General features: G+C 69.7%; 16 protein-coding genes. 12 read left to right on the top strand and 4 right to left on the bottom strand.

Annotation, left to right across the window (positions count from 1 at the left end; genetic code table 11):
* The first annotated feature begins 29 nt into the window (after positions 1–29).
* From C8D81_RS02430 to C8D81_RS02450, 5 genes are all read left to right on the top strand, one after another.
* Complete coding sequence (locus C8D81_RS02430) at positions 30–992, top strand: diacylglycerol/lipid kinase family protein (protein ID WP_094356178.1); 963 nt, start codon at positions 30–32, stop codon at positions 990–992.
* 22 nt (positions 993–1,014) lie between these two features.
* On the top strand, positions 1,015–1,569 hold the full coding sequence (locus C8D81_RS02435) for a DUF1707 SHOCT-like domain-containing protein (RefSeq protein ID WP_094425586.1): 555 nt from the start codon (positions 1,015–1,017) through the stop codon (positions 1,567–1,569).
* Positions 1,566–2,777, top strand: a complete 1,212-nt coding sequence (locus C8D81_RS02440) for an MFS transporter (protein WP_166646640.1) — start codon at positions 1,566–1,568, stop codon at positions 2,775–2,777. Before C8D81_RS02435 ends, C8D81_RS02440 begins: the two co-directional genes overlap by 4 nt.
* A 106-nt stretch (positions 2,778–2,883) precedes the next feature.
* Positions 2,884–5,724 carry a DEAD/DEAH box helicase gene (locus C8D81_RS02445; RefSeq protein ID WP_208109152.1) on the top strand — a complete coding sequence of 947 codons (2,841 nt, stop codon included), beginning with the start codon at positions 2,884–2,886 and terminating at the stop codon, positions 5,722–5,724.
* A gap of 141 nt (positions 5,725–5,865) precedes the next feature.
* Positions 5,866–7,197, top strand: coding sequence for an MFS transporter (locus tag C8D81_RS02450; RefSeq protein WP_094356174.1), 1,332 nt, complete (start codon positions 5,866–5,868; stop codon positions 7,195–7,197).
* A 149-nt stretch (positions 7,198–7,346) separates the two neighbouring features.
* Here C8D81_RS02450 and C8D81_RS02455 read toward each other — a convergent pair whose 3' ends face one another.
* From C8D81_RS02455 to C8D81_RS02465, 3 genes are all read right to left on the bottom strand, one after another.
* On the bottom strand, positions 7,347–8,960 hold the full coding sequence (locus C8D81_RS02455; RefSeq protein WP_133625485.1) for an ATP-binding cassette domain-containing protein: 1,614 nt from the start codon (positions 8,958–8,960) through the stop codon (positions 7,347–7,349).
* Between the two features lie 304 nt (positions 8,961–9,264).
* Positions 9,265–10,644 carry a metallopeptidase TldD-related protein gene (locus C8D81_RS02460; protein WP_094356172.1) on the bottom strand — a complete coding sequence of 460 codons (1,380 nt, stop codon included), beginning with the start codon at positions 10,642–10,644 and terminating at the stop codon, positions 9,265–9,267.
* Positions 10,641–12,140 carry a TldD/PmbA family protein gene (locus C8D81_RS02465; protein WP_094400421.1) on the bottom strand — a complete coding sequence of 500 codons (1,500 nt, stop codon included), beginning with the start codon at positions 12,138–12,140 and terminating at the stop codon, positions 10,641–10,643. Before C8D81_RS02465 ends, C8D81_RS02460 begins: the two co-directional genes overlap by 4 nt.
* 32 nt (positions 12,141–12,172) lie before the next feature.
* Here C8D81_RS02465 and hisF point away from each other — a divergent pair, with 32 nt between their 5' ends.
* The 7 genes from hisF to ilvC all read left to right on the top strand — a co-directional run bounded on the left by hisF (position 12,173) and on the right by ilvC (position 21,045).
* Positions 12,173–12,949, top strand: a complete 777-nt coding sequence (gene hisF, locus C8D81_RS02470) for an imidazole glycerol phosphate synthase subunit HisF (protein WP_094406537.1) — start codon at positions 12,173–12,175, stop codon at positions 12,947–12,949.
* 31 nt (positions 12,950–12,980) lie between these two features.
* Positions 12,981–13,910: a 2-hydroxyacid dehydrogenase gene (locus C8D81_RS02475; RefSeq protein ID WP_094356170.1), complete on the top strand. Its 930-nt coding sequence runs from the start codon at positions 12,981–12,983 to the stop codon at positions 13,908–13,910.
* Entirely contained in the window at positions 13,907–15,199 is a 1,293-nt protein-coding gene (locus tag C8D81_RS02480) for a glycosyltransferase 87 family protein (RefSeq protein ID WP_166646641.1), read from the top strand. Before C8D81_RS02475 ends, C8D81_RS02480 begins: the two co-directional genes overlap by 4 nt.
* 84 nt (positions 15,200–15,283) lie before the next feature.
* Positions 15,284–17,122: a dihydroxy-acid dehydratase gene (gene ilvD, locus C8D81_RS02485; protein WP_094356168.1), complete on the top strand. Its 1,839-nt coding sequence runs from the start codon at positions 15,284–15,286 to the stop codon at positions 17,120–17,122.
* A 553-nt stretch (positions 17,123–17,675) separates the two neighbouring features.
* Positions 17,676–19,394 carry an acetolactate synthase large subunit gene (locus tag C8D81_RS02490; protein WP_229119426.1) on the top strand — a complete coding sequence of 573 codons (1,719 nt, stop codon included), beginning with the start codon at positions 17,676–17,678 and terminating at the stop codon, positions 19,392–19,394.
* Entirely contained in the window at positions 19,391–19,930 is a 540-nt protein-coding gene (gene ilvN / locus C8D81_RS02495; RefSeq protein WP_094356166.1) for an acetolactate synthase small subunit, read from the top strand. The genes C8D81_RS02490 and ilvN overlap by 4 nt, the downstream gene beginning before the upstream one ends.
* Positions 19,931–20,013: 83 nt before the next feature.
* On the top strand, positions 20,014–21,045 hold the full coding sequence (gene ilvC, locus C8D81_RS02500; RefSeq protein WP_094356165.1) for a ketol-acid reductoisomerase: 1,032 nt from the start codon (positions 20,014–20,016) through the stop codon (positions 21,043–21,045).
* Positions 21,046–21,122: 77 nt separating this feature from the next.
* On the opposite strand, the gene C8D81_RS02505 is transcribed toward ilvC, so the two are convergent.
* Positions 21,123–21,692 carry a hypothetical protein gene (locus C8D81_RS02505; protein WP_094356164.1) on the bottom strand — a complete coding sequence of 190 codons (570 nt, stop codon included), beginning with the start codon at positions 21,690–21,692 and terminating at the stop codon, positions 21,123–21,125.
* Between the last annotated feature and the right edge of the window lie 8 nt (positions 21,693–21,700).

A 21,700-nucleotide genomic window follows, 5' to 3' on the forward strand; every position in this document is an offset into this window, starting at 1 on the left:
CACCGACACCGACCAATAGGCTCACCGACATGCCCGCTCTGACGCGCTACGACGGCTCCACGCTGACCCTGGTGGTCAACCCGACCGCCGGCCGGGGGCGGGCCGCCAAACTGTTGCCCGCGGTCTGCCGTGAACTGCTCCAGGGTCTGCCCGGGGCCACCCTCCGCGTACACCAGACCGCCGACTTCGCCGAGGCCCGGCAGCGCACCATCGCCGCCGCCGAGCAGGCGCGGCCGGCGCACGACGGCGTACCCGCGGATGCGCTGCTGGTGATGGGTGGCGACGGCATGATGACCCTGGGGGTGAACGCCTGCGCCGGGACCGAGGTGCCGCTCGGGCTGATCCCGGCCGGCACCGGCAACGACATGTGCCGCGGCCTCGGCATCCGGGTGTTCAACCCGATCCAGGCGGCGCACTGGGTGATCGGCGGCCAGACCCGGCGCGTGGACACGCTCCGGGTGGAGGGGGATCTCGTCGGTGGCGCCGAGGTGCGCCACGTCGGCACGGTCGTCGCCACCGGTTACGACTCCCGGGTCAACCGGCGCGCCAACGGGATGCGGCTGCCGATCGGCAATCTCCGTTACGCCGCCTCCGCCCTGGCCGAGCTGGCCACCTTCGAACCGCTCACCTACCGGTTGCGGATCGACGGCCGGGAACGCACCCAGCCGGCGATGTTGATCGCGGTCGGTAACGGCGCCTACTTCGGTGGCGGGATGAAGATCTGCCCGTCCGCCGATGTCACCGACGGCCTGCTCGATGTCACCGTGATCCACCCGGTCAGCCGGGCCACCCTGCTGCGGTTGCTGCCGGCGATGTTCTCCGGCAGCTTCGTCCGCGATCCCGCGGTGGAACGCTTCACCGCCCGCGAGGTCACCGTCGACGGCGACGGGCTGTTCGGGATGGGTGACGGCGAGGAGCTCGGTCCCACCCCGCTGCGGATCAGCGTCGAACCCAGCTCGCTGACCGTGTTCGGAACACCGCCCGCGAAGTGAGCCGGCGTGAAACACTGCCCGGGTGAGCGAACCGACCAACCTGCCTGATCGCAACGATCGGCCCGGGGCGGCCTGGGACCGGTTCCGGCAGGACCCGCGCCGGGACGCGGCGCTGCGCGCCTCGGACAGCGACCGGGACGTGGCGCGGGAGGTGCTCGCCGAGGCGTACGCCGACGGGCAGCTGGACCACGACGAATACCTGCAGCGACTGGAGGTGGCCGGTGCCGCCACCCGGCACGGTGAGCTGGTTCCGCTGGTCGGCGATCTGACCGTGTCGCCCTCCGGATCCGAGACCACCCCGCGTCCCGCGGCGAGCGCACCGGCACCGGGCACCGAGCGCCGGCGGCGCCGCGGTCTGGACCATGCCGTCACCGCCACCATGGCGAGCTGGTTGTTCGTCGCGATCGTCACCAACCTGGTCTGGTTCCTCACCTCGGTCGGCGACGGCGAGGCCGACTACTACTGGCCGATGTGGCCGATGCTCGGTGTCGGCATCGGTGTGATCGGCACGATCATCTCCCGCGGCGCGATCCGGAACAGTCAGGACCCCGACGATCCCCGCGAGCTGGATCGGTGAGCAGACGTGACCCGCTGATCCGCAGCCGCACCGCCGGGTGGGTGCTGTTCGGCCTGCTGGCGGTGGCGCTGCTGCTGCGGGCCCCGATCACCGGGGTGCCGCCGGTGCTGCGCCAACTCAGCGAGACCCTGCAGCTCAGCCCCGCGCAGGCCGGGCTGGTGTCCACCCTGCCGCTGCTCTGCTTCGGCGTCTTCGCCTTCCTCACCCCGGTGCTGGCGGCCCGCTTCGGCCTGGAATCGACGCTCTGGGCAGCCGGGGCCCTGATCGTGATCGGCATCGTGGTGCGCTGGTGGATCACCGTGCCGACCTTCTTCGGCGGCACCCTGATCATCGGGCTCGGGATCGCCATCGGCAATGTCGTCGTACCGGCCCTGGCACGGCCCTGGTTCGCCCACCGGTTGCCGCTGGTGATGGGGCTCTACTCGGTGATGCTGCAATTGGGCGGCGCCGCCGGGCCGTTCACCACCTCGACCCTGGTCGGCGCGGGCGTGGACTGGTCGGTGGCGATCGGGGTGTGGTTGTGGCCCGGGCTGATCGCGCTGCTGCTGTGGACCTTCGTCAGCCTGCGGGTCCGCCGCGACCCGGCGGCCGGTGAGCACCGCGCGGCGGTCCCGACCGGTCTGCTGCCGCTGCTGCGCCGACCGCTGGTCTGGCTGATCACTTTCGTGATGGGCACCCAGTCCCTGGTCTTCTACACCATGCTCACCTGGCTGCCGAGCATCTTCCAACGAGCCGGGCTGAGCGAGCACGCCGCCGGACTGCTGCTCTCGGCGTACTCCCTGCTCGGCCTGCCCGGAGCGCTGCTGGCCGGCTGGTTCGTCGGCCACCGGCACGCGGTCCGCAATCTGATCGCGATCTGCACCGTCTATCTGTGCGCCCTGCTCCTGCTCGCCGCCGGAACCCTGCCGACGGTGCTGCTCGGCGCCGTCGTCGGCGGGATCAGCCAGGGCGTCCTGCTGCCGATCGCGCTCACCTTCATCGCCCACCAACCGCGCCCGGCGGACGTGCCCGGGGCGTCGGCGATCGCCCAGGGCGGTGGCTATCTGTACGCCGCAGCGGGCCCGGTGCTGCTCGGCTGGCTCTATTCGGCGACCGGCGGATTCACCGCTGGACTGTTCGTGCTGGTGGGGTTGATGGTGCTGTTCGCGGTGGCCGGTGTGTTCGTGTCGCGGGCCCAGCAACCGGGCACGCCGATCACCCGCCGGTAGCGTGGGAGGCACCATGACTGAACCCCTGAACCCCGCCGACCGGTCGGACCCCGCAGCCAGCCTGCATCCGAGCGACCCCGACGCCGAGCTCTCCCCGAGCCAGCGGATGGCCCGTTTCCGTGAACAGCAGCGCAATCCGCAGCTGACCGAGTTCGCCGCCGTCTACGGTTTCGAGTTCGACGACTTCCAGCGGGCGGCCTGCCGGGCCATCGAGGGCGGCTCCGGTGTGCTGGTCGCCGCGCCGACCGGTGCCGGCAAGACGATCGCCGGCGAATTCGCGGTGTTCATGGCCGTGCAGACCGGTCGCAAGGCCTTCTACACCACGCCGATCAAGGCGTTGTCGAACCAGAAATATGCCGATCTGGTTCGCCGCTATGGAGCGGACCAGGTCGGGCTGCTCACCGGTGACTCCTCGATCAACTCCGAGGCACCGATCGTGGTGATGACCACCGAGGTGCTGCGCAACATGATCTACGCGCAGTCCTCGACGCTGGACAACCTCGGTTACGTGGTGATGGACGAGGTGCACTACCTGGCCGACCGGTTCCGCGGCGCGGTCTGGGAGGAGGTGATCATCGGGCTGGCCGAATCGGTGCTGCTGGTCGCGCTGTCGGCGACGGTGTCGAATGCCGAGGAGTTCGGCGACTGGCTGCGCGAGGTCCGGGGCGCGATCGAGGTCGTCGTCTCCGAACGCCGCCCGGTGCCGCTCTACCAGCAGGTGCTGGTCGGCCGCCGGCTCTACGACCTGTTCGAGGACGAGGCACCGACCGCGATCGTCGGCGAGGCCAGCGCCGCCGGGGGCCGGCACGAGGTCAATCCGGCACTGGTCCGGATCGCCAAGGACGAATCCCGCACGGTGCGCGACGACTCCCGCCGTCCGCGTGGCCGGTCCGGGCGTGGCAAGCGCGGTCACGGGCACGGCTCCGGCGGTTACGGCGGGGCCGCGCATCGCGATCACCGGGAGCGTTCCCGCTACCGCCCGCCGAGCCGGGCGCAGATGGTGGAGACCCTGGAGCGGGCGCGGCTGCTGCCGGCGATCGTGTTCATCTTCTCCCGGGCCGGCTGCGATGCGGCGGTGGGTCAGGTCGTCGGGGCGGGGGTACGCCTGACCAGCGCCGAGGAGCGCGAGGAGATCCTGGCGATCGCCGGCCGGCACACCGCCGGGTTGAGCAGCAGCGACCTGAACGCGTTGGGGTACGCCGATTTCCTCGACGCCCTGCTCGCCGGGGTGGCGGCGCACCACGCGGGCATGCTGCCGGCGTTCAAGGAATGTGTGGAGGAGTGCTTCGTCCGCAACCTGATCAAGGTCGTCTTCGCCACCGAGACGCTGGCGCTGGGCATCAACATGCCGGCGCGGTCGGTGGTGCTGGAGAAGCTGGTCAAGTTCAACGGCGAGGCGCACGTCGACATCACCCCGGGTGAGTACACCCAGTTGACCGGCCGGGCGGGTCGGCGGGGGATCGACGTCGAGGGGCATGCGGTGGTGCTGTGGCAGGCCGGCATGGAACCGCGGCAGGTCGCCGGACTGGCGTCGAAACGCACCTATCCGTTGCGCTCGTCGTTCGCCCCGACCTACAACATGGCGGTCAATCTGGTCGGGGCGGTCGGTCAGGATCGCGCCAGAACCCTGCTGGAGCAGAGTTTCGCGCAGTACCAGTCAGACCGTTCGGTGGTCGGGCTGGCCCGGCAGCAGCAGCGCAACAATGATGCGATCGCCGGTTTCCTGGCGCACGCCGAGTGCGACCGCGGCGACTTCACCGAATACGCCCGGATCCGTGAAGAGATCTCCCAGCTGGAGGCCGACGCGGCCCGCGACCGCAAGGCCGACAAGCGCGCCGAGGCCTTCGAATCCCTGCTGCAGTTGAAAGCCGGCGACATCGTGCACGTGCCCAGCGGCCGGTTGCAGGGCTGGGCGGTGATCATCGACCCGGGTGTCCGCTCGCACCGTGAGGAACCGCATCCGCTGGTGATGGGGGAGGACCGGCAGACCAAACGCCTCACCCTGAACGATTTCCCGACCCCGGTGCAGGCCGTCGGGCGGATGCGGATCCCGAAGAAGTTCCACGTCAAGGAGCCGCACTCCAGGCGCTCGCTGCACGCCGCGTTCATGTCCCGGCTGAACGAGATCGACCGGTCCCCGAGCCGCTGGCGGCCCGGTGCGGTGGACGCCGAGGTGGCCGCCCGGATCACCGAACTGCGCAACGAGTTGCGCCACCATCCCTGCCACGACTGCCCGGAACGCGAGCAGCATGCCCGCTGGGCGGAGAAGGCGATGCGGTTGGAGCGCGAGAACGCGCAGATCGAGTCCCGGATGCAGCGCCGGACCAACACCATCGCCACCGAGTTCGACCGGATCTGCCAGGTGCTGCAATCGCTGCACTATCTGGAGGGGGAGCCGCTGCGGGTGAGCGCCGACGGCCGGATGCTGGCCCGGATCTACAACGAGCTGGATCTGGTCGCGGCCGAGGCGTTGCGGCGCGGGGTCTTCGACGGCCTGTCCGCACCCCAGCTGGCGGCGGTGCTGTCCACGCTGGTGTTCGAGGCCCGGCGCACCGATCACCGGGCCCGCCCACCGCGGATGCCCGATGCCGAGACCGACGCGCGGATGACCGCACTGCGCCAGGTGCATCGGGAGATCTCCTTGCTGGAGCGGGATTTCCGGGTGGAGCGCGGTCCGGATCTGGAGATCGGTTTCGCCCAGCCGGTGTTCGCCTGGGCGGCCGGCCGACCGCTGGCGACCGTGCTGGCCGAGTCCGGGATGACCGCGGGCGACTTCGTCCGCTGGGTACGCCAGGTCATCGACTTCACCGATCAGATCGGCGATGCGGCGAACCGGGAGGCGGCCGAGGACGAGAGCCGGGCGGCGCTGCGGCGTACCTGCCGGGAGGCGACCCGAGCGATGCGGCGCGGTGTCGTCGCCTTCGTCGCCGACGACACCGAACCCTGATCAGCGGGTGGGTCAGCGCCGCACACCGACCGGCGGGTGGGGCGTCTCGCACTGTGACATGGCGTCCGGATGACCCCATCCCCGGCGGGGTGTTTCGTGCTTGACTGAGGCGAATCTGTCCAGCGACGGAAGGTTCTTGCCATGGCGGACGTGCGGAACACCGGCGGCAGGCTGGAGGCCGGGGCCACCCGGCAGCTCGACGAATCCGAGGCCCGGAAGGTCACCTGGGGTGCGCTGGTCGGCACCGCGATGGAGTGGTACGACTTCTTCCTGTTCAACACCGCCGCGGCGCTGGTGTTCAACAAGCAGTACTTCACCGGCGGCCCGGCGGCGGCGACCATGGCCTCCTTCGCCACCCTCGGGGTCGGCTTCGCGGCCCGGCCGATCGGTGGGCTGATCTTCGGCTGGCTGGGGGATCGGATCGGCCGGCGTTCGGTGCTGCTGACCACGATCGTCGGGATCGGCATCTTCACCGGTGTGATCGGCCTGCTGCCGAACTTCGCCAGCATCGGCGTCTGGGCCCCGATCGCGCTGGTCATCCTGCGGGTGCTGCAGGGGCTGTTCGTCGGCGGCGAGTGGTCCGGGGCGATGACGATCGCGGTGGAGAACGCGCCGCTGGCCAAACGGGCCAGGTATGCGGCGATGCCGCAGATCGGATCACCGATCGGCACCATCCTGTCCTCGGGTGGCTTCTTCCTGGTGTCCTATCTGCTCGGCCCGCAGACCTTCGACGCCTGGGGTTGGCGGATTCCCTTCCTGGCGGCGATTCCGCTGCTGCTGGTCGCCCTGTGGATCCGGGCCAAGCTGGAGGAGTCACCGGTCTTCCGGGAACTCGAGGAGACCGGTGGGTTGGAGAAGTCGCCCCTGCTCGCGGTGCTGCGGCAGTCCTGGCTGCAGATCCTGATCGGCTCCGCGGTCGCCTTCCTCGGGGTCGGTGGCTTCTATCTGGTGACCACCTTCGTCGTCTCCTACGGCACCAACACCCTCGGCATGTCGAAGAACCTGCTGCTGCTCGGCACGATCATCGCCGCGGCGGTGGAGATCGGTGTGCTGGTCTCCGGTGGCCGACTGGGGGAGCGCTTCGGGGCCAGCAAGGTGGTGATCTGGGGCGCGGTCGCCTCGATCGTGCTGGCCGTGCCGTCCTTCCTCATGGTGGTGTCGAAACAGCCGGTCCTGGTGGTGCTCGGGATGACCATCGCGGTCGCAGCACTGTCCTATCCGTACGCCGCCAGCGGGACGGTGATGACGGGTCTGTTCCCGGCCGCCACCCGCTACTCCGGTGCCGCCATGTCGCAGAACCTGGCCGGTGTGGTCTCCGGCTTCGTCCCCTTCATGGCCACCGCCTGGGTCGCCGCCGCCGACCGGCACTGGTGGCCGGCCGCGGTGCTGCTCGCGGCGATCTCGCTGATCACCCTGATCGGCGGTGTGGTCGCCCCGCGCAACAGCGTCGACCTCCCCGGCTTCAAACACTGACCTCGACCCACGGTCCTCGAGTAGCCCGGCATGCGCAGCGGAGCGGAGCAATGCCGAGCGTGTCGAGAGGACCTGCGCGGCGCAGCTCATCTCGACACGGTCGCTTCGCGACCTACTCGATGAGCGTGGGGGACTGGTCGCTTCGCGACCTACTCGATGAGCGTGGGTCGGGGGTCGTACTCGGTCAGGGCGCCGGCGGCATCGAGCCCGATGAAGCGGTCGATCCCCAGCCGGGACAGGAAATGCGTGTCGTGGCTGACCACCAGCAACCCACCGCGATAGGACTCCAGCGCAGCCACCAGTTGGTCGACGGTGTCCAGATCGAGGTTGTTCGTGGGCTCGTCGAGGATCAGCAGCTGCGCGGGTGGCTCGGCGAGCAGCAACGCCGCCAACGCCACCCGGAACCGTTCCCCACCGGACAGTGAGCCCACCGGTCGTTCCACCACCGCACCGCGCAGCAGAAACCGCGCGAGCCGGCCACGGACGTCCTGCACGCTCACCCCGGGGAGCCGATCGCGCAGATTCCGCACCGCACTGGAGTCGTCATCGAGTCCGTCCAGTCGCTGCGGCAGATAACCGATCCGGGCCAGGGGAGTGCCATGGGCGGGCAGCCGGCGCGGTCGGTCGGGATGGACCAGGGTCTCCACCAGGCAGGTCTTGCCGACACCGTTCGGGCCGGTCAATGCGATCCGTTCCGGTCCCTGGATGACGATCCGCGAATCCGTGCCGGTGAGCTCGGCGAGCCGACGGCTCTGCGGCACGCCGGGATCGGGCAGGTCGACCGCCACCCGCTCGTCGGTGCGGACCCGTGCCTCGCTGTCGCTGAGCGCCTCGGTGGCGGAGGCGACCCGGTCGTCGAGCTGACCGCGCAGCTTGCCGGCGGAGACCTGCGCCTGGAACTTCCGGGTGTTCATCACGATCTTCGGCATCCGCTTGTTGGCATGGTCCTTGTCCGCGGCACGGCTGCGCCGAGCCAGCTTCGTCTCCGCCTCGACCCGTTCCCGCTTCTCCTTGCGCAGTTGCTGTTCGGCGTCGCGGACCGCACGCTTCGCCGCCTGCTGCTGCCCCGCCAGCTGGCGCTGCCAGTCGCCGAATCCGCCACCGGTGAGGGTGAGCCGGCCGGCGTACACCTCGGCGATGCAGTCCATCTCCTCCAGCAGCAGCGGGTCGTGGCTGGCGACCACCAGGGTGCCGCGCCAACCGCGGATCAAGGCGTACAGGTGTTCCCGGGCGGTGCCGTCGAGGTTGTTCGTCGGTTCGTCGAGCAGCGCGATCGGCACCCCCCGAAGCTGCACGCCGGCGATCGCGGCGAGCATCGTCTCACCACCGGAGAGGGTGCCGATCCGCCGGTCGAGCCCGACCGCGCCGAGCCCGATCGTGCCCAGCGTCTGCGCGCAGCGCGCCTCGAGATCCCAGTCGTCACCCAGGATCTCGTAATCGGCGATCTCGGTGCTGCCGTCACTGATCCGTCGCCAGGCCCGCAGTTTCTCCGCGACCCCGAGCAGGTCCGCCAGGCTGCGGTCGGTGTCCAGGGTCAATCGCTGCGGCAGGTACGCCACCTCGCCACCGACCTGGCAGCTGCCGCTGCTCGGGGCGAGTTCACCCGCGATCACGCGCAACAGGGTGGACTTGCCGGATCCATTGCGGCCGACCAGGCCGGTACGCCCGGCGCCGAAGGTGGCGTCCAGGTGGGAGAGTGCGGTGCTGCCGTCCGGCCAGTCGAAGCCGAGATCGGCGAGGGTGATGGGTGCGTGGGATGACATGGTGGCTCCTCGGAATCGGTGTGGGTACGCCGATCCGGAGCCGGGCTCATCGGGGAGCCGTTCGCTCGACGGGTCAGCGCGTGGGCGACACCGGGAGGTACACCAGTCGATCCTCTCGCAGGGAATGCAACGTCATCCATGATGCATCCACACCGTCACCGCGGCAAACGGGTTCTGCACCGCTCATCGAGCAGGTCGCGCAGCGACCGTGTCGAGATGGGCACAACCCGGGCGGCTCATCTCGACACGCACGCCATTGCTCCGCTTCGTTGCGCATGGCGTGCTGCTCGATGAGCGTGGGGGATCAGTGCGCCTGGGAGACGGTGGACATGTTGAAGTCCGGGACGCGGACCGGTGGCATCACGGTGAGGGTCAGCCAGTCGTTCCACTCGCGCGGGAGCGTCTGCTCGCTGCGGCCGGCCTCGGAAATCCTGCCCAGCAAGGAGATCGGGGATTCGTTGAAGCGGAAGTTGTTCACCGCACCGACCACCTCGCCGTCCTCGATCAGATAGACCCCGTCGCGGGTCAGCCCGGTGAGCAGGAGGGTCTCGGGGTCGACCTCGCGGATGTACCACAGGCAGGTGAGCAGCAGCCCGCGGCGGGTGTCGGCGATCATCTCGTCCAGTCCCTGGTCACCGCCGCCGGTGAGCAACAGGTTCCAGGTGGCCGGCCGCGCCGACAGTCCCTGGTCGGCGGCGACCCGACGATCCCGGACCAGATCGGTGAGCACGCCGTCGGCGACCCATTCGGCGCGTTCGACCGGCGCACCGTTGTCGAAGACCGACTGCTCACCGCCGGCGGAGGCGTGCGCGATCACGAACGGTGCCCGTTCCAACCCGGGCGCGGCCGGATCGCTGGCCAGGGTCAGCGGCAGCTCGCTGAGCCGCTGACCGATCCGGGTCCGGCCCACCGCGGCCGGGTCGGCGAAGGCATTGCGCCCCTCGGCGGCATCGCGCGCCGACATCGACCAGTAGGCATAGATCAGCAGATCGGCGATCGCCGAGGGTGGCAGCAAGGTCTCGTACCGGCCCGCGGGCAGATCGATCCGGCGCGCGGACCAACCCAGGCGACGCCTGGCCTCGGCGTACAACCCCGGCACCGAGACGTCGGTGAAGTCGAGGGTCGCCACCCCGACCCAGGCCGATCCGATCAGGTCCGGCAGTTTGGCGTTCAGCTCGACCCGGCCCATCGGCTGCACGTGCCGGCGCCGGGTGCCGGTGCTGGCGGCCAACCAGGTCGTCGTCAGCCGGTGCTCGGCGAACCCGAACAGCAGCTGCCCCTCGGCCACGGCCAGTTGGAACGCATCCCCCAGTTCGGCCGCGAATCCTGCCAGCACGGAGAAATCAGCCGCATCGGCAGGTTCGGCGAAGTCGGTGTCCCGGCCGCCGTCCAGCAACGGCATCGCATCAGGGGCCGCCACGGCGTCCACCAGCGCGGCCTCCGCCCGCCCGACCAGGGCGATCAGCTCCGCGGCATCGGCCAACGGGCCCGAGACCGCGGCCGTCCGCGGACCGTCGAAGGCGATCACGGTCGCGGATCGATCGTGGGTGTCCCCGTTGCTGGTGACGGCGTTGTTCGCCCAGCGCAGGTTGGCCTCCCGGGATTCGTCGACGATGATCGTGCAGTCCGGGCTCCGTGCAGCCCCCAGCGCCGCCTCGATCCAGTCGGCCACCCGCTCGCTCACAGCGCACCTCCCTCGGCATTGGTGTTGAGCACATTCACCTCGCGGAACAGGCACGCCGGCGCACCGTGCGACACCGAGGCGATCTGACCCGGTTGTCCCTTGCCGCAGTTCATCGCCCCGGCCAGCAGATAGGTCTGCGGCCCACCCACCGCCGCCAGCGAACCCCAGAAATCGGTCGTGGTCGCCTGGTAGGCCACATCGCGCAGCTGCCCGACGAGTCGGCCGTTCTCGATCGCGAAGAAGCGCTGTCCGGTGAACTGGAAGTTGTAGCGCTGCATGTCGATCGACCAGGAATTGTCTCCCTGGACAAGGATTCCGCGCTCCACCCGGGAGATCAGCCCGGCCACGTCCGGGCCCTGCGGGTCGGGCCGGATCGAGACGTTCGGCATCCGCTGCAGGGGAATGTGGGATGGCGCATCGGCGAACGCGCAGCCGTTCGAGCGGCCGAGTCCCCGTTCGGCGGCCATCTGCCGGTTCAGCTGGTAACCGACCAGCACCCCGTCGCGGATGATCTCGAACTCCTGCGCGCCCACCCCCTCGTCATCCCAGCCGACGCTGGCGAGCCCGTGCTCGGTGACCCGGTCCCCGGTGACCTGCAGCAGCGGCGAACCGTACTGCAGCGACCCCAGCCCGTCGACGGTCGCGAACGAGGTGCCGGCGTACGCCGCCTCATAACCGAGTGCCCGGTCCAGTTCGGTGCCGTGCGCGATCGACTCGTGCACGGTCAGCCAGAGATTGGTCGGCTCGATCACCAGGTCGTAGCGGCCCGGTTCGACACTCGGTGCCGCCGCGTGCTCGGCGAGCAGTCCTGGGAGTTCGGCCACCTCGGCATCGAAATCCCAACCCTCCCCGGTCAGGTACTCCCAGCCACGACCCACCGGGGGCGCCAGCGTCCGCATGGTGGCGAAGCCGTGCTCACCGACCGTCACCGCCGTCAGTGCCGGCGCGATCCGGACCCGCTGCTGGGTGGTCTCGGTGCCGGCGGAATCGGCATAGAACTTGTTCTCCCGCACCGCGTCGACGGCGGCCTGCACATGGTCGACCCCGGACCCGGCGAGCAATGCGGCGGACAGCTCGATCAACCGGGCGTCGCGTTCGGGGGCCGGCACGCTCAGCGGATCGATCCGGTACGCCGACACCCAGCTGCCGCGGTGCACCGGTTCGGGCGCGAGCTCCACCGGCCGGGAACCGGCGGCCGCCGAGATGCGGGCCACCTCGACCGCCTGTTCGGCGATCCGCGCCGCGGCCTGCGGGGTCAGCGTGATCCCGGCGGCGAATCCCCACACGCCCTGCCAGAGCAGGCGTACCCCCAGACCCAGCACCTCGCTGTCGCTGGCCGATTCCAGGGCCGCATCCCGGTAGGTGCGGTGGTCGCTGCGGGTCCGTTCGATGCGCACCTCGACGTGCCCGGCACCGAGCGCCGCGGCGCGGTCCAGGGCGGCATCGGCGAGAGCCCGCAGCGGCAGGGCGGTGAAGGTGGGGTCCAGCTCCGGCATGTGCCCACCCTAGGCCGGTAGGGTCGGTGCCCATGAGCCTGGCTGTCCGCATCATCGCCTGCCTCGACGTCCACGACGGGCGGGTCGTCAAGGGCGTCAACTTCACCAACCTCCGCGACGCCGGCGATCCGGTGGAGCTCGGACTGGCCTATGACGCCGCCGGTGTGGACGAGCTGACCTTCCTCGACATCTCCGCCTCCCACGAGGGCCGGGCCACCACCCGGGAGGTGGTCTCGCAGACCGCCGAGACCGTGTTCATCCCGCTCACCGTCGGCGGTGGGGTGGGGTCGGTCGCCGACGTGGACGACCTGCTGCGGCACGGTGCCGACAAGGTCGGGGTGAACACCGCCGCGATCCGCCGCCCCGAACTGATCCGCGAGATCACCACCCGGTTCGGCAACCAGGTGCTGGTGCTCTCCCTGGACGCCCGGCGCGAGGCCGGCCAGCCCTCCGGATTCGGTGTCACCACCCACGGTGGTCGCACCTCCGCGGGTCTGGACGCGCTGGAATGGGCACGCCAGGCGGTCGATCTGGGGGCGGGGGAGATCCTGCTCAACTCGATGGACGCCGACGGCACCAATGCCGGCTTCGACCTGGAACTGATCGAGGCGGTCCGCCGGGTGGTCGAGGTGCCGGTGATCGCCTCCGGTGGTGCCGGCACCGCGGAGCACTTCGTCGACGCCGCCCGGGCGGGGGCCGATGCGGTGCTCGCCGCCAGCGTCTTCCACTTCGGTACCGTCTCGGTGGCCGAGGTGAAACAGAAGATGGCGGCCGCGGGCTTCGAGGTCCGCGCCGAGACCGACGCCTGAGGACCACCCGACCCACACACCGGAGGTGACGATGACCGGCAAGCTCGCCTGGCTCCCGTTCCGCAGCCGCGCGGAGGCCGAGGAGAAGCTCGGTGGTCTCCCCGAGGGCGTCGAGATGGCGCCGTTCGTCGACCCCGGTGAGCCCTGGCCCGACTCGATCGCCGAGGTCGGGTTCCTGGTCGTGCCCTACCTGAGCGGGAACGCGGCGCTGCAGCGTACCGAGGAGATGACCGGCCTGGAGGTCGTCCAGCTGAACATGGCCGGGTTCGACGGGGTGCCCGAGCTGATCCCCGACGGCGTCGCGCTCTGCAATGCCGCCGGGGTGCACGACACCGCGACCGCCGAGCTGGCCATCGGGCTCGCGCTGGCCCAGGGCCGGCGGCTCGACCAGTACGCCCGGAACATGCCGTCGGGCAGCTGGGATCGCGGGCCGATGGGGCAGTCGCTGGCCGATCAGCGGGCCCTGATCCTGGGATACGGGGGAATCGGCAAGGCGATCGAGCGGCGGCTGGAACCGATGGAACCGGCCGCCATCACCCGCGTCGCCTCCCGGGCCCGCGATGGGGTGCACGGCATCGACGAGCTCGACGAGCTGCTGCCGCAGGCCGATGTGGTCTTCGTGATCGTGCCGCTCAATGACTCCACCCGTGGGCTGCTGGACGCCCGCCGGTTGGCGCTGCTGCCCGACAATGCGCTGGTGGTCAACGTCGCCCGGGGCCCGATCGTCGACACCGACGCGCTGCTCGCCGAGACCTCGGCCGGCCGGTTGCGCGCGGCGCTGGATGTCACCGACCCCGAACCGCTGCCCGCCGAGCATCCGCTGTGGCGCAGTCCCGGTGTGCTCATCTCCCCGCACACCGGTGGTCCCGCGACCGCGTTCTGGCCGCGGGCCAATGCGCTGATCGCGCGGCAGCTGCGGCACTGGGCGGCCGACGAACCCCTGGAGAACCGAGTCCGTTGAGCCCGCCGACTCGCCTCACCGACGCCGAGCGGGCCGAGGCCGCGCTGGACCGGCCCCACCGGGCGGTCCGCTGGCTGATCGAATTCCTGCCGGCGTTCGTGGTCGCGCTGATCCTGCTGCCGTGGATCATCGCGACCGGCACGGCGAGCCCGTGGCGCCCCGCCACCATCGACCTCGACGTCTATGTGGCCGCGGTCCGCGATCTGCTGGCCGGCAAGGACATCTACGCCACCCGCACCCCCGGTTGGGACCTGCCCTACATCTATCCGCCGATCGCCGCGATCCTGCTGGTGCCGTTCGCGCTGCTGCCGATGCTGGCGCTGCAGCTGGTCTGGACCGCGCTCACCGTGCTCGCCCAGCGGCTGATCCTGGCCCGGGCGCGGGTGCCGCGCGGGCTGACCCTCGGTCTGGTCAACGTGGTGCTGGTGGTGGCGTTCGAACCGTTCCGGACCACCATCGGCTACGGCCAGGTGAACACGCTGCTGATGGCGCTGGTCGTCGGCGACCTGCTGCCGCGCGCGGTCGGCGAGCGCCGTTGGCTGCCGCGCGGTGTGGCGACCGGGCTGGCCGCGGCGATCAAACTCACCCCGCTGCTCTTCCTGGTCTTCGCCTTCCTCACCGGGCGGCGCAGGGTCGCCATCATCGGGCTGCTCGCCACGGCCTTCTTCACCGGCATCGGTTATCTGCTGCAACCCGCCGCCACGGTCCGGTTCGCCGAGAAGGTGCTGCGCGGTGACACCTACGGAAACCCTGTCTATGTGGGAAACCAGTCGCTGAACGCCGTCTTCGCGCGCACCCTGGGAACCGACCCGTCCACCGTCCGGCTGGGCCTGGTGGTGAGCATGCTGGCCGCTCTGATCGGGTTGCTGGCGGCCGTCGGACTGTGGCGGATCGAGGAACGGGTGCTGGCGGTCGGGGTGGTCGGCCTCGCCACCTGTCTCGCCTCGCCGCTGTCGTGGACCCATCACCACGTCTGGGCGCTGCTGGTCGGCCTCGGGGCGCTGCAGGCCGCCCGGCAGTACCGGGATCGGGTGGCGGGCACCCGCGGGCGGGGGCGCCGCCCGGGACTGCCGAGCTGGTTGACGATCCCGTGCCTGGTGTACGCCGGCTGGGTGGCGCTCTGCCCGGTGCTGGCCTTCCTGCCCTACGGCTACGACGTCGAGCGCCGCTACACCCCGCTGCAGGCATTGGCCGGCAATTTCCTGCCGCTGTGGGGGACCGCGCTGTCGATGGCGCTGCTGGCGTACGTGATCCGGGTGCGGCCGCGGGCGGGCAGCGCTGGACGCTGACGGCTCGGATGCTGGGCGCTCATTGGGTACGCCGACCGGTGCGGGTTACGCTCGGGAGAGTCGTCCGTCCGCGAAGGAGCCGTCATGCCCGCACTGCGTTCCCGCACCACCACCCATGGCCGCAACATGGCCGGGGCGCGCTCGCTCTGGCGGGCCACCGGCATGGTGGATGAGGACTTCGGCAAACCGATCGTGGCGATCGCCAACTCCTTCACCCAGTTCGTACCCGGCCACGTGCACCTGAAGGACATGGGCCAGCTGGTCGCCGGCGCGGTCGCCGAGGCCGGCGGGGTCGCCAAGGAGTTCAACACCATCGCGGTCGACGACGGCATCGCGATGGGCCACGGCGGCATGCTCTATTCGCTGCCCAGCCGTGAACTGATCGCCGACGCGGTCGAATACATGGTGAACGCGCACTGCGCCGACGCCCTGGTCTGCATCTCCAACTGCGACAAGATCACCCCCGGGATGCTGATGGCCGCACTCCGGCTGAACATCCCGGTGGTCTTCGTCTCCGGCGGTCCGATGGAGGCCGGCAAGGCGGTCATCGCCGATGGGGTGGCGTTCCCCAGCACCGATCTGATCTCGGCGATGTCGGCCTCGGCCGACGACTCGATCGGCGAGGCGGGGATGAGCGAGATCGAGCGGTCCGCCTGCCCGACCTGCGGTTCCTGTTCGGGCATGTTCACCGCCAACTCGATGAACTGCCTGACCGAGGCGCTCGGTCTCTCGCTGCCCGGCAACGGCACCACTCTGGCCACCCACGCCGATCGCCGGGAGCTGTTCCTGGAGGCCGGTCGCCGGGTCGTCGATCTGGCCCGCCGCTGGTACGAGAAGGACGACGAGGGCGCGCTGCCGCGCAACATCGCGAACAAGGCGGCCTTCCGCAACGCGATGTGCCTGGACATCGCCATGGGTGGTTCCACCAACACCGTCCTGCACACCCTGGCCGCGGCGATCGAGGGGGAGATCGACTTCACCCTGGCCGACATCGAGGACCTGTCCCGGCAGGTCCCGTGCCTCAGCAAGGTGGCTCCGAACTCGCCGAAGTACCACATCGAGGACGTCCACCGCGCCGGCGGAATCCCTGCCATCCTTGGCGAACTGCGACGCGCCGGGGTGCTGGACGAATCGGTGCACACCATCCACTCCGACGACCTGGGTTCCTGGCTGGACGCCTGGGACGTGCGCGGCGGCAAGGCGACCCCCGAGGCCGTCGACCTGTTCCATGCCGCGCCCGGTGGGGTCCGCACCACCGAGGCGTTCTCGACCCAGAACCGTTGGGACTCCCTCGACCTCGATCAGGCCGAGGGCTGCATCCGGGACTTCGAGCACGCCTACACCGCCGACGGCGGATTGGCCATCCTGTATGGAAATCTCGCCACCGAGGGCGCGGTGATCAAGTCGGCCGGCATCGATGAGGAGCTGTTCAACTTCGTCGGCCCCGCGGTGGTGATGGAATCCCAGGAGGAGGCCGTCGAGAAGATCCTGAACAAGACCGTCAAGGCGGGCGATGTGGTGGTGATCCGCTACGAGGGCCCCAAGGGTGGACCGGGGATGCAGGAGATGCTCTATCCGACCTCCTTCCTCAAGGGGCGCGGCCTGGGCAAGAAGTGCGCGCTGATCACCGACGGCCGTTTCTCCGGCGGCACCTCGGGCCTGTCGATCGGACACATCTCGCCCGAAGCCGCCGGCGGTGGGGTGATCGGGCTCGTCCGCGACGGGGACGAGATCGAGATCGACGTGCACAACCGCAAGCTGCACCTCAACGTCGACGACGCCGAGCTGGAGCGGCGCCGGCTGGCTCAGGGCGATCTGCCCTGGCGGCCGGCGAACCGGCAGCGCGAGGTCTCCAAGGCGCTGCGCGCGTACGCCTCGATGGTGCGCCCGGCCTCGTACGGGGCCGTGCGGCACGTGGACTGAGCCGAACGAGGAGTCAACGACCGAGTCGGAGCCACCCGCGAGAGCGAGGGTGGCTTCGACTCGCTGCGCTCGCTCAGCCGACGTGGAAGGTGCTGGCGCTCGCTCAGCCGGCGTGGAAGGGGTGCTGGCGCTCGCGCAGCCGACGCCCGGATTTCCTAGGGCGCCAAAGAATCTCACCGCCTGAGAAGATGCGTCCATTCGTTGACACAACTGGAACGATGCGACATTGTGAAGACGTGCAGCAGTACCGGATTCTCGTAATCACCTAGCGTGTCGGCCGGGGAAGACCCCCCACCACCGACACGCTCCCTCGTGCGCCTCCCGGCGGCGGGGGTTTTTTGTTGCCGGAGATCCCGGCGGCAGGAAGCGACGAGAAGCCACCAACTGTTGACCTCGATACCGCGCGGTGCGGATCGAACGTCACGATGTGTGGAGGAGACAGATGAGGGTCACTGACGAGGCGGCACCCAAGCCGCCCCGGCCGGAAGCTCAACCGCGGCCGGCTGCCCCCAGCCAGCGCGAGAACGGGGCGGAGCCGAATGCGCCGCTCCGGATGACCGGATCGCAGGCGCTGGTCCGTTCGCTCGAGTTGATGGGGGTGGAGGTCGTCTTCGGTATCCCCGGCGGCGCGATCCTGCCGGCCTACGACCCGCTCTTCGATTCTTCGGTACGCCACATCCTCGTCCGGCACGAACAGGGCGCGGGCCATGCGGCCGAGGGGTACGCCGTGGCCACCGGCAAGGTCGGTGTGTGCATGGCGACCTCCGGCCCGGGCGCGACCAACCTGGTCACGCCGATCGCCGATGCGCACATGGACTCGGTGCCCATCGTCGCGATCACCGGTCAGGTCGGCAGCCGGTCGATCGGCACCGATGCCTTCCAGGAGGCCGACATCCGCGGCATCACGATGCCGATCACCAAGCACAACTTCCTGATCACCCGGCCCGAGGACATCGCCGAGGCGATCGCCTCCGCATTCCACATCGCCGGCACCGGCCGCCCGGGCCCGGTGCTGGTCGACATCACCAAGGATGCGCTGCAGGCCGAGTTCGACTTCGTCTGGCCGCGGACCGTTGAGCTGCCCGGTTACCGGCCCACCACCAAACCGCACAACAAGCAGGTCAAGGAGGCGGCCCGGCTGCTCGCCGAGGCGCAGCGCCCGGTGCTCTACGTCGGTGGCGGTGTGGTGAAGGCCCAGGCGGCCGAGGAACTGCGTGCCCTGGCCGAGGCCGCCGGGATCCCGGTGGTCACCACCTTGATGGCGCGCGGTGTCTTCCCCGACAGCCACGAACTGCACATGGGGATGCCCGGCATGCACGGCTCGGTGTCGGCGGTCGGCGCCCTGCAGCGGGCCGACCTGCTGCTGGCGATCGGCACCCGCTTCGACGACCGGGTGACCGGTGACCTGGATTCCTTTGCTCCGTTGGCAAAGGTCGTGCACGCCGACATCGATCCGGCCGAGATCTCCAAGAACCGGGTCGCCGATGTGCCGATCGTCGGTGACTGCAAGGAGGTGCTGCGGCTGCTCGGCGATCTGGTCGGGGACGGCACCCAGTTCGACTTCAGCGCCTGGCGGGCGTACCTGGACGGGGTCAAGGCGAAGTACCCGACCGGATACGACGAGCCGGTCGACGGCAGCCTCTCGCCGCAGTACGTGATCCAGCGCATCGGTCAACTGACCGGCCCGGACGCCTACTGGGCGGCCGGCGTCGGACAGCACCAGATGTGGTCGGCGCACTTCCTGCCCTTCGAGAAGCCCGGTCGCTGGCTGAACTCCGGTGGCCTGGGCACGATGGGCTACTGCGTCCCGGCGGCGATGGGCGCCAAGGTCGGCCAGCCCGACTCGGTGGTCTGGGGGATCGACGGCGACGGCTGCTTCCAGATGACCAACCAGGAGCTGGTGACCTGTGCCCTGGAAGGGATTCCGGTCAAGATCGCGGTGATCAACAACGAGTCGCTGGGCATGGTGCGACAGTGGCAGACGCTGTTCTATGAGGGCCGCTATTCCAACACCGACCTGAAATCCTGGCGGGTGCCGGACTTCCGCAAGCTGGCGGAGGCGATGGGCTGTGTCGGGCTGCGCGCCGAATCGAAGGACCAGGTCGACGAGGTGATCAACCAGGCGCTGGCCATCAACGACCGCCCGGTGGTCGTCGAGTTCGTCGTGCACAAGGACGCCATGGTGTGGCCGATGGTCGCCGCCGGCACCAGCAACGACGCCATCAAGATCGCGCGCGACATGGCGCCGGAGTGGGACGAGGAGGTCCTGTGAGCACCGCACCCCGAACCCTGTCGGTGCTGGTGCTCAACCAGCCCGGTGTGCTGACCCGGATCGCCGCCCTGTTCTCCCGCCGCGGCTACAACATCGAGTCGCTCGCGGTGGGCCCGACCGAGCATGCCGACCTCTCCCGGATCACCTTGGTGGCCAATGTCGACGACACCTCCCTGGAGCAGCTCACCAAGCAGCTGAACAAACTCGTCGAGGTGCTCAAGATCGTCGAGCTGGAGGACAAGTCGGTGCGCCGGGAGCTGCTGCTGGTGAAGGTCCGGGCGACGCCCGAGACCCGCAGCCAGGTGCTGGAGATCGTCCAGCTCTTCCGCTGCAAGACCGTCGACGTGGCGAACGACTCGATCACCATCGAGGCGACCGGCGGTTCGGACAAGGTGGACGCCCTGCTGCGGATGCTGGAGTCCTATGGCATCAAGGAATTGGTGCAGTCCGGTGTCGTCGCGCTGAGCCGCGGCAGCCGCTCGCTCAGCGACCGCACCAGCCGGGGCGAGCGGTCCCGGCCGATCCGCATCGTCTGATGCGCTGAGACCGGGCACCCGGTGTCGACCGACCTACTACTGTCAGACCTGAATACGAAATCCAGCAAGGAGAACCAACGATCGTGGCCACCGAACTTTTCTACGACGACGCCGCCGACCTGTCGCTGCTCCAGGACCGCCACGTGGCGATCCTCGGCTTCGGCTCCCAGGGACACGCGCACGCGCTGTCCCTGCGGGACTCCGGAGTCGATGTCCGGGTCGGACTGAACGAGGGCTCGAAGAGCCGGGAGAAGGCCGAGGCCCAGGGCCTGCGCGTGGTCACCCCGGCCGAGGCCGTCGAGGAGGCCGACCTGATCATGATGCTGGTCCCCGACCAGCACGCGGCCAAGCTCTACAAGGAAGCGGTCGAGCCCAATCTGGTCGACGGTGACGCGCTGTTCTTCGCCCACGGCTTCAACATCCGCTACGGCTTCATCAAGCCCCCGGCCGGTGTCGATGTGGCCATGGTCGCGCCGAAGGGCCCGGGCCACCTGGTGCGCCGCGAATACAGCGAGGGCCGGGGCGTACCGGTGCTCGTCGCGGTGGAGCAGGACGCCACCGGCAAGGCCTGGGATCTGGCCCTGGCGTACGCCAAGGCGATCGGCGGGCTCCGCGCCGGCGGCATCAAGACCACCTTCACCGAGGAGACCGAGACCGATCTCTTCGGTGAGCAGGCGGTGCTCTGTGGCGGCGCGTCGGCGCTCATCCAGGCCGGTTTCGAGACCCTGACCGAGGCCGGCTACAAGCCGGAGGTCGCCTACTTCGAGTGCCTGCACGAGCTCAAGCTGATCGTCGACCTGATGTATGAGGGCGGCATCGCCAAGCAGCGCTGGTCGATCTCCGACACCGCCGAGTTCGGTGACTACGTGTCCGGCCCGCGGATCATCGACGACCACGTCAAGGAGAGCATGAAGGCGGTGCTCGCCGATGTGCAGAACGGGTCCTTCGCGAACCGCTTCATGGCCGACCAGGAGGCCGGCGCGCCGGAGTTCAAGAAGTTCCGGGCCGAGGCCGAGCAGCACCCGATCGAGAAGACCGGCAAGGAGCTGCGCGAGTTGATGGCCTGGGTCAAGTCCCACGACGACGACTACGTCGAGGGCACCGCCGCCCGCTGACCGGGCGGCACCGAGAAGGTCACCAGAACCACGAAACCCCTGCCTCGGCAGGGGTTTCGTGGTTCTGCGCTGTCGGGTCAGCGGCTGCGGATGTCCATGTGCACCAGGGTCGATCCGTCGGCCTGGGTGGCGCTGGAGATCTGCCACAACCGGTCCGGCGGCAGGCCACCCTCCATCCGGGTGAACTCGTTGCTCATCACGCACAGGGCGGTCAGATCGGGCACGGTGGCCAGCGGGCTCGGCTGGTTCTGCCGGCACTCGCCGAACTTCTGCTGCAGGGCCTCGTAACTGGCCTTGGCGCTCTCCTTGGGGAACACCAGCCGCGCGGTCAGTTGGAAGTCATGGGTCTGGCGCCAGGTGCCGAGCAGCACCTTGGTGTCGGCGGCCAGCGGCACGTCCGCCCGATAGGAGATGTCCTCCAGTGTCATCGGGTTGCAGCTGTGGCCGAAGAAGTCGTTGCGGCACTGGGATCCGCGCTCATTGGTGAAGCTGAACATCGGTACGCCCCAGCGGCCCGCATTGGCCGCGATCACCAGCCAGGCGATCAGCAGCACCAGCACCATCACACAGACGCCGATCAGGATCCGCAACCGGCGGCTGCGTCGGGTCCGGACCACCTCATCGAGGTGCGGGTGCGTGGTTGTCATGGCCACAT

This window comes from Enemella evansiae, assembly GCF_004362375.1.
In the GTDB taxonomy this organism is placed as follows: domain Bacteria; phylum Actinomycetota; class Actinomycetes; order Propionibacteriales; family Propionibacteriaceae; genus Enemella; species Enemella evansiae.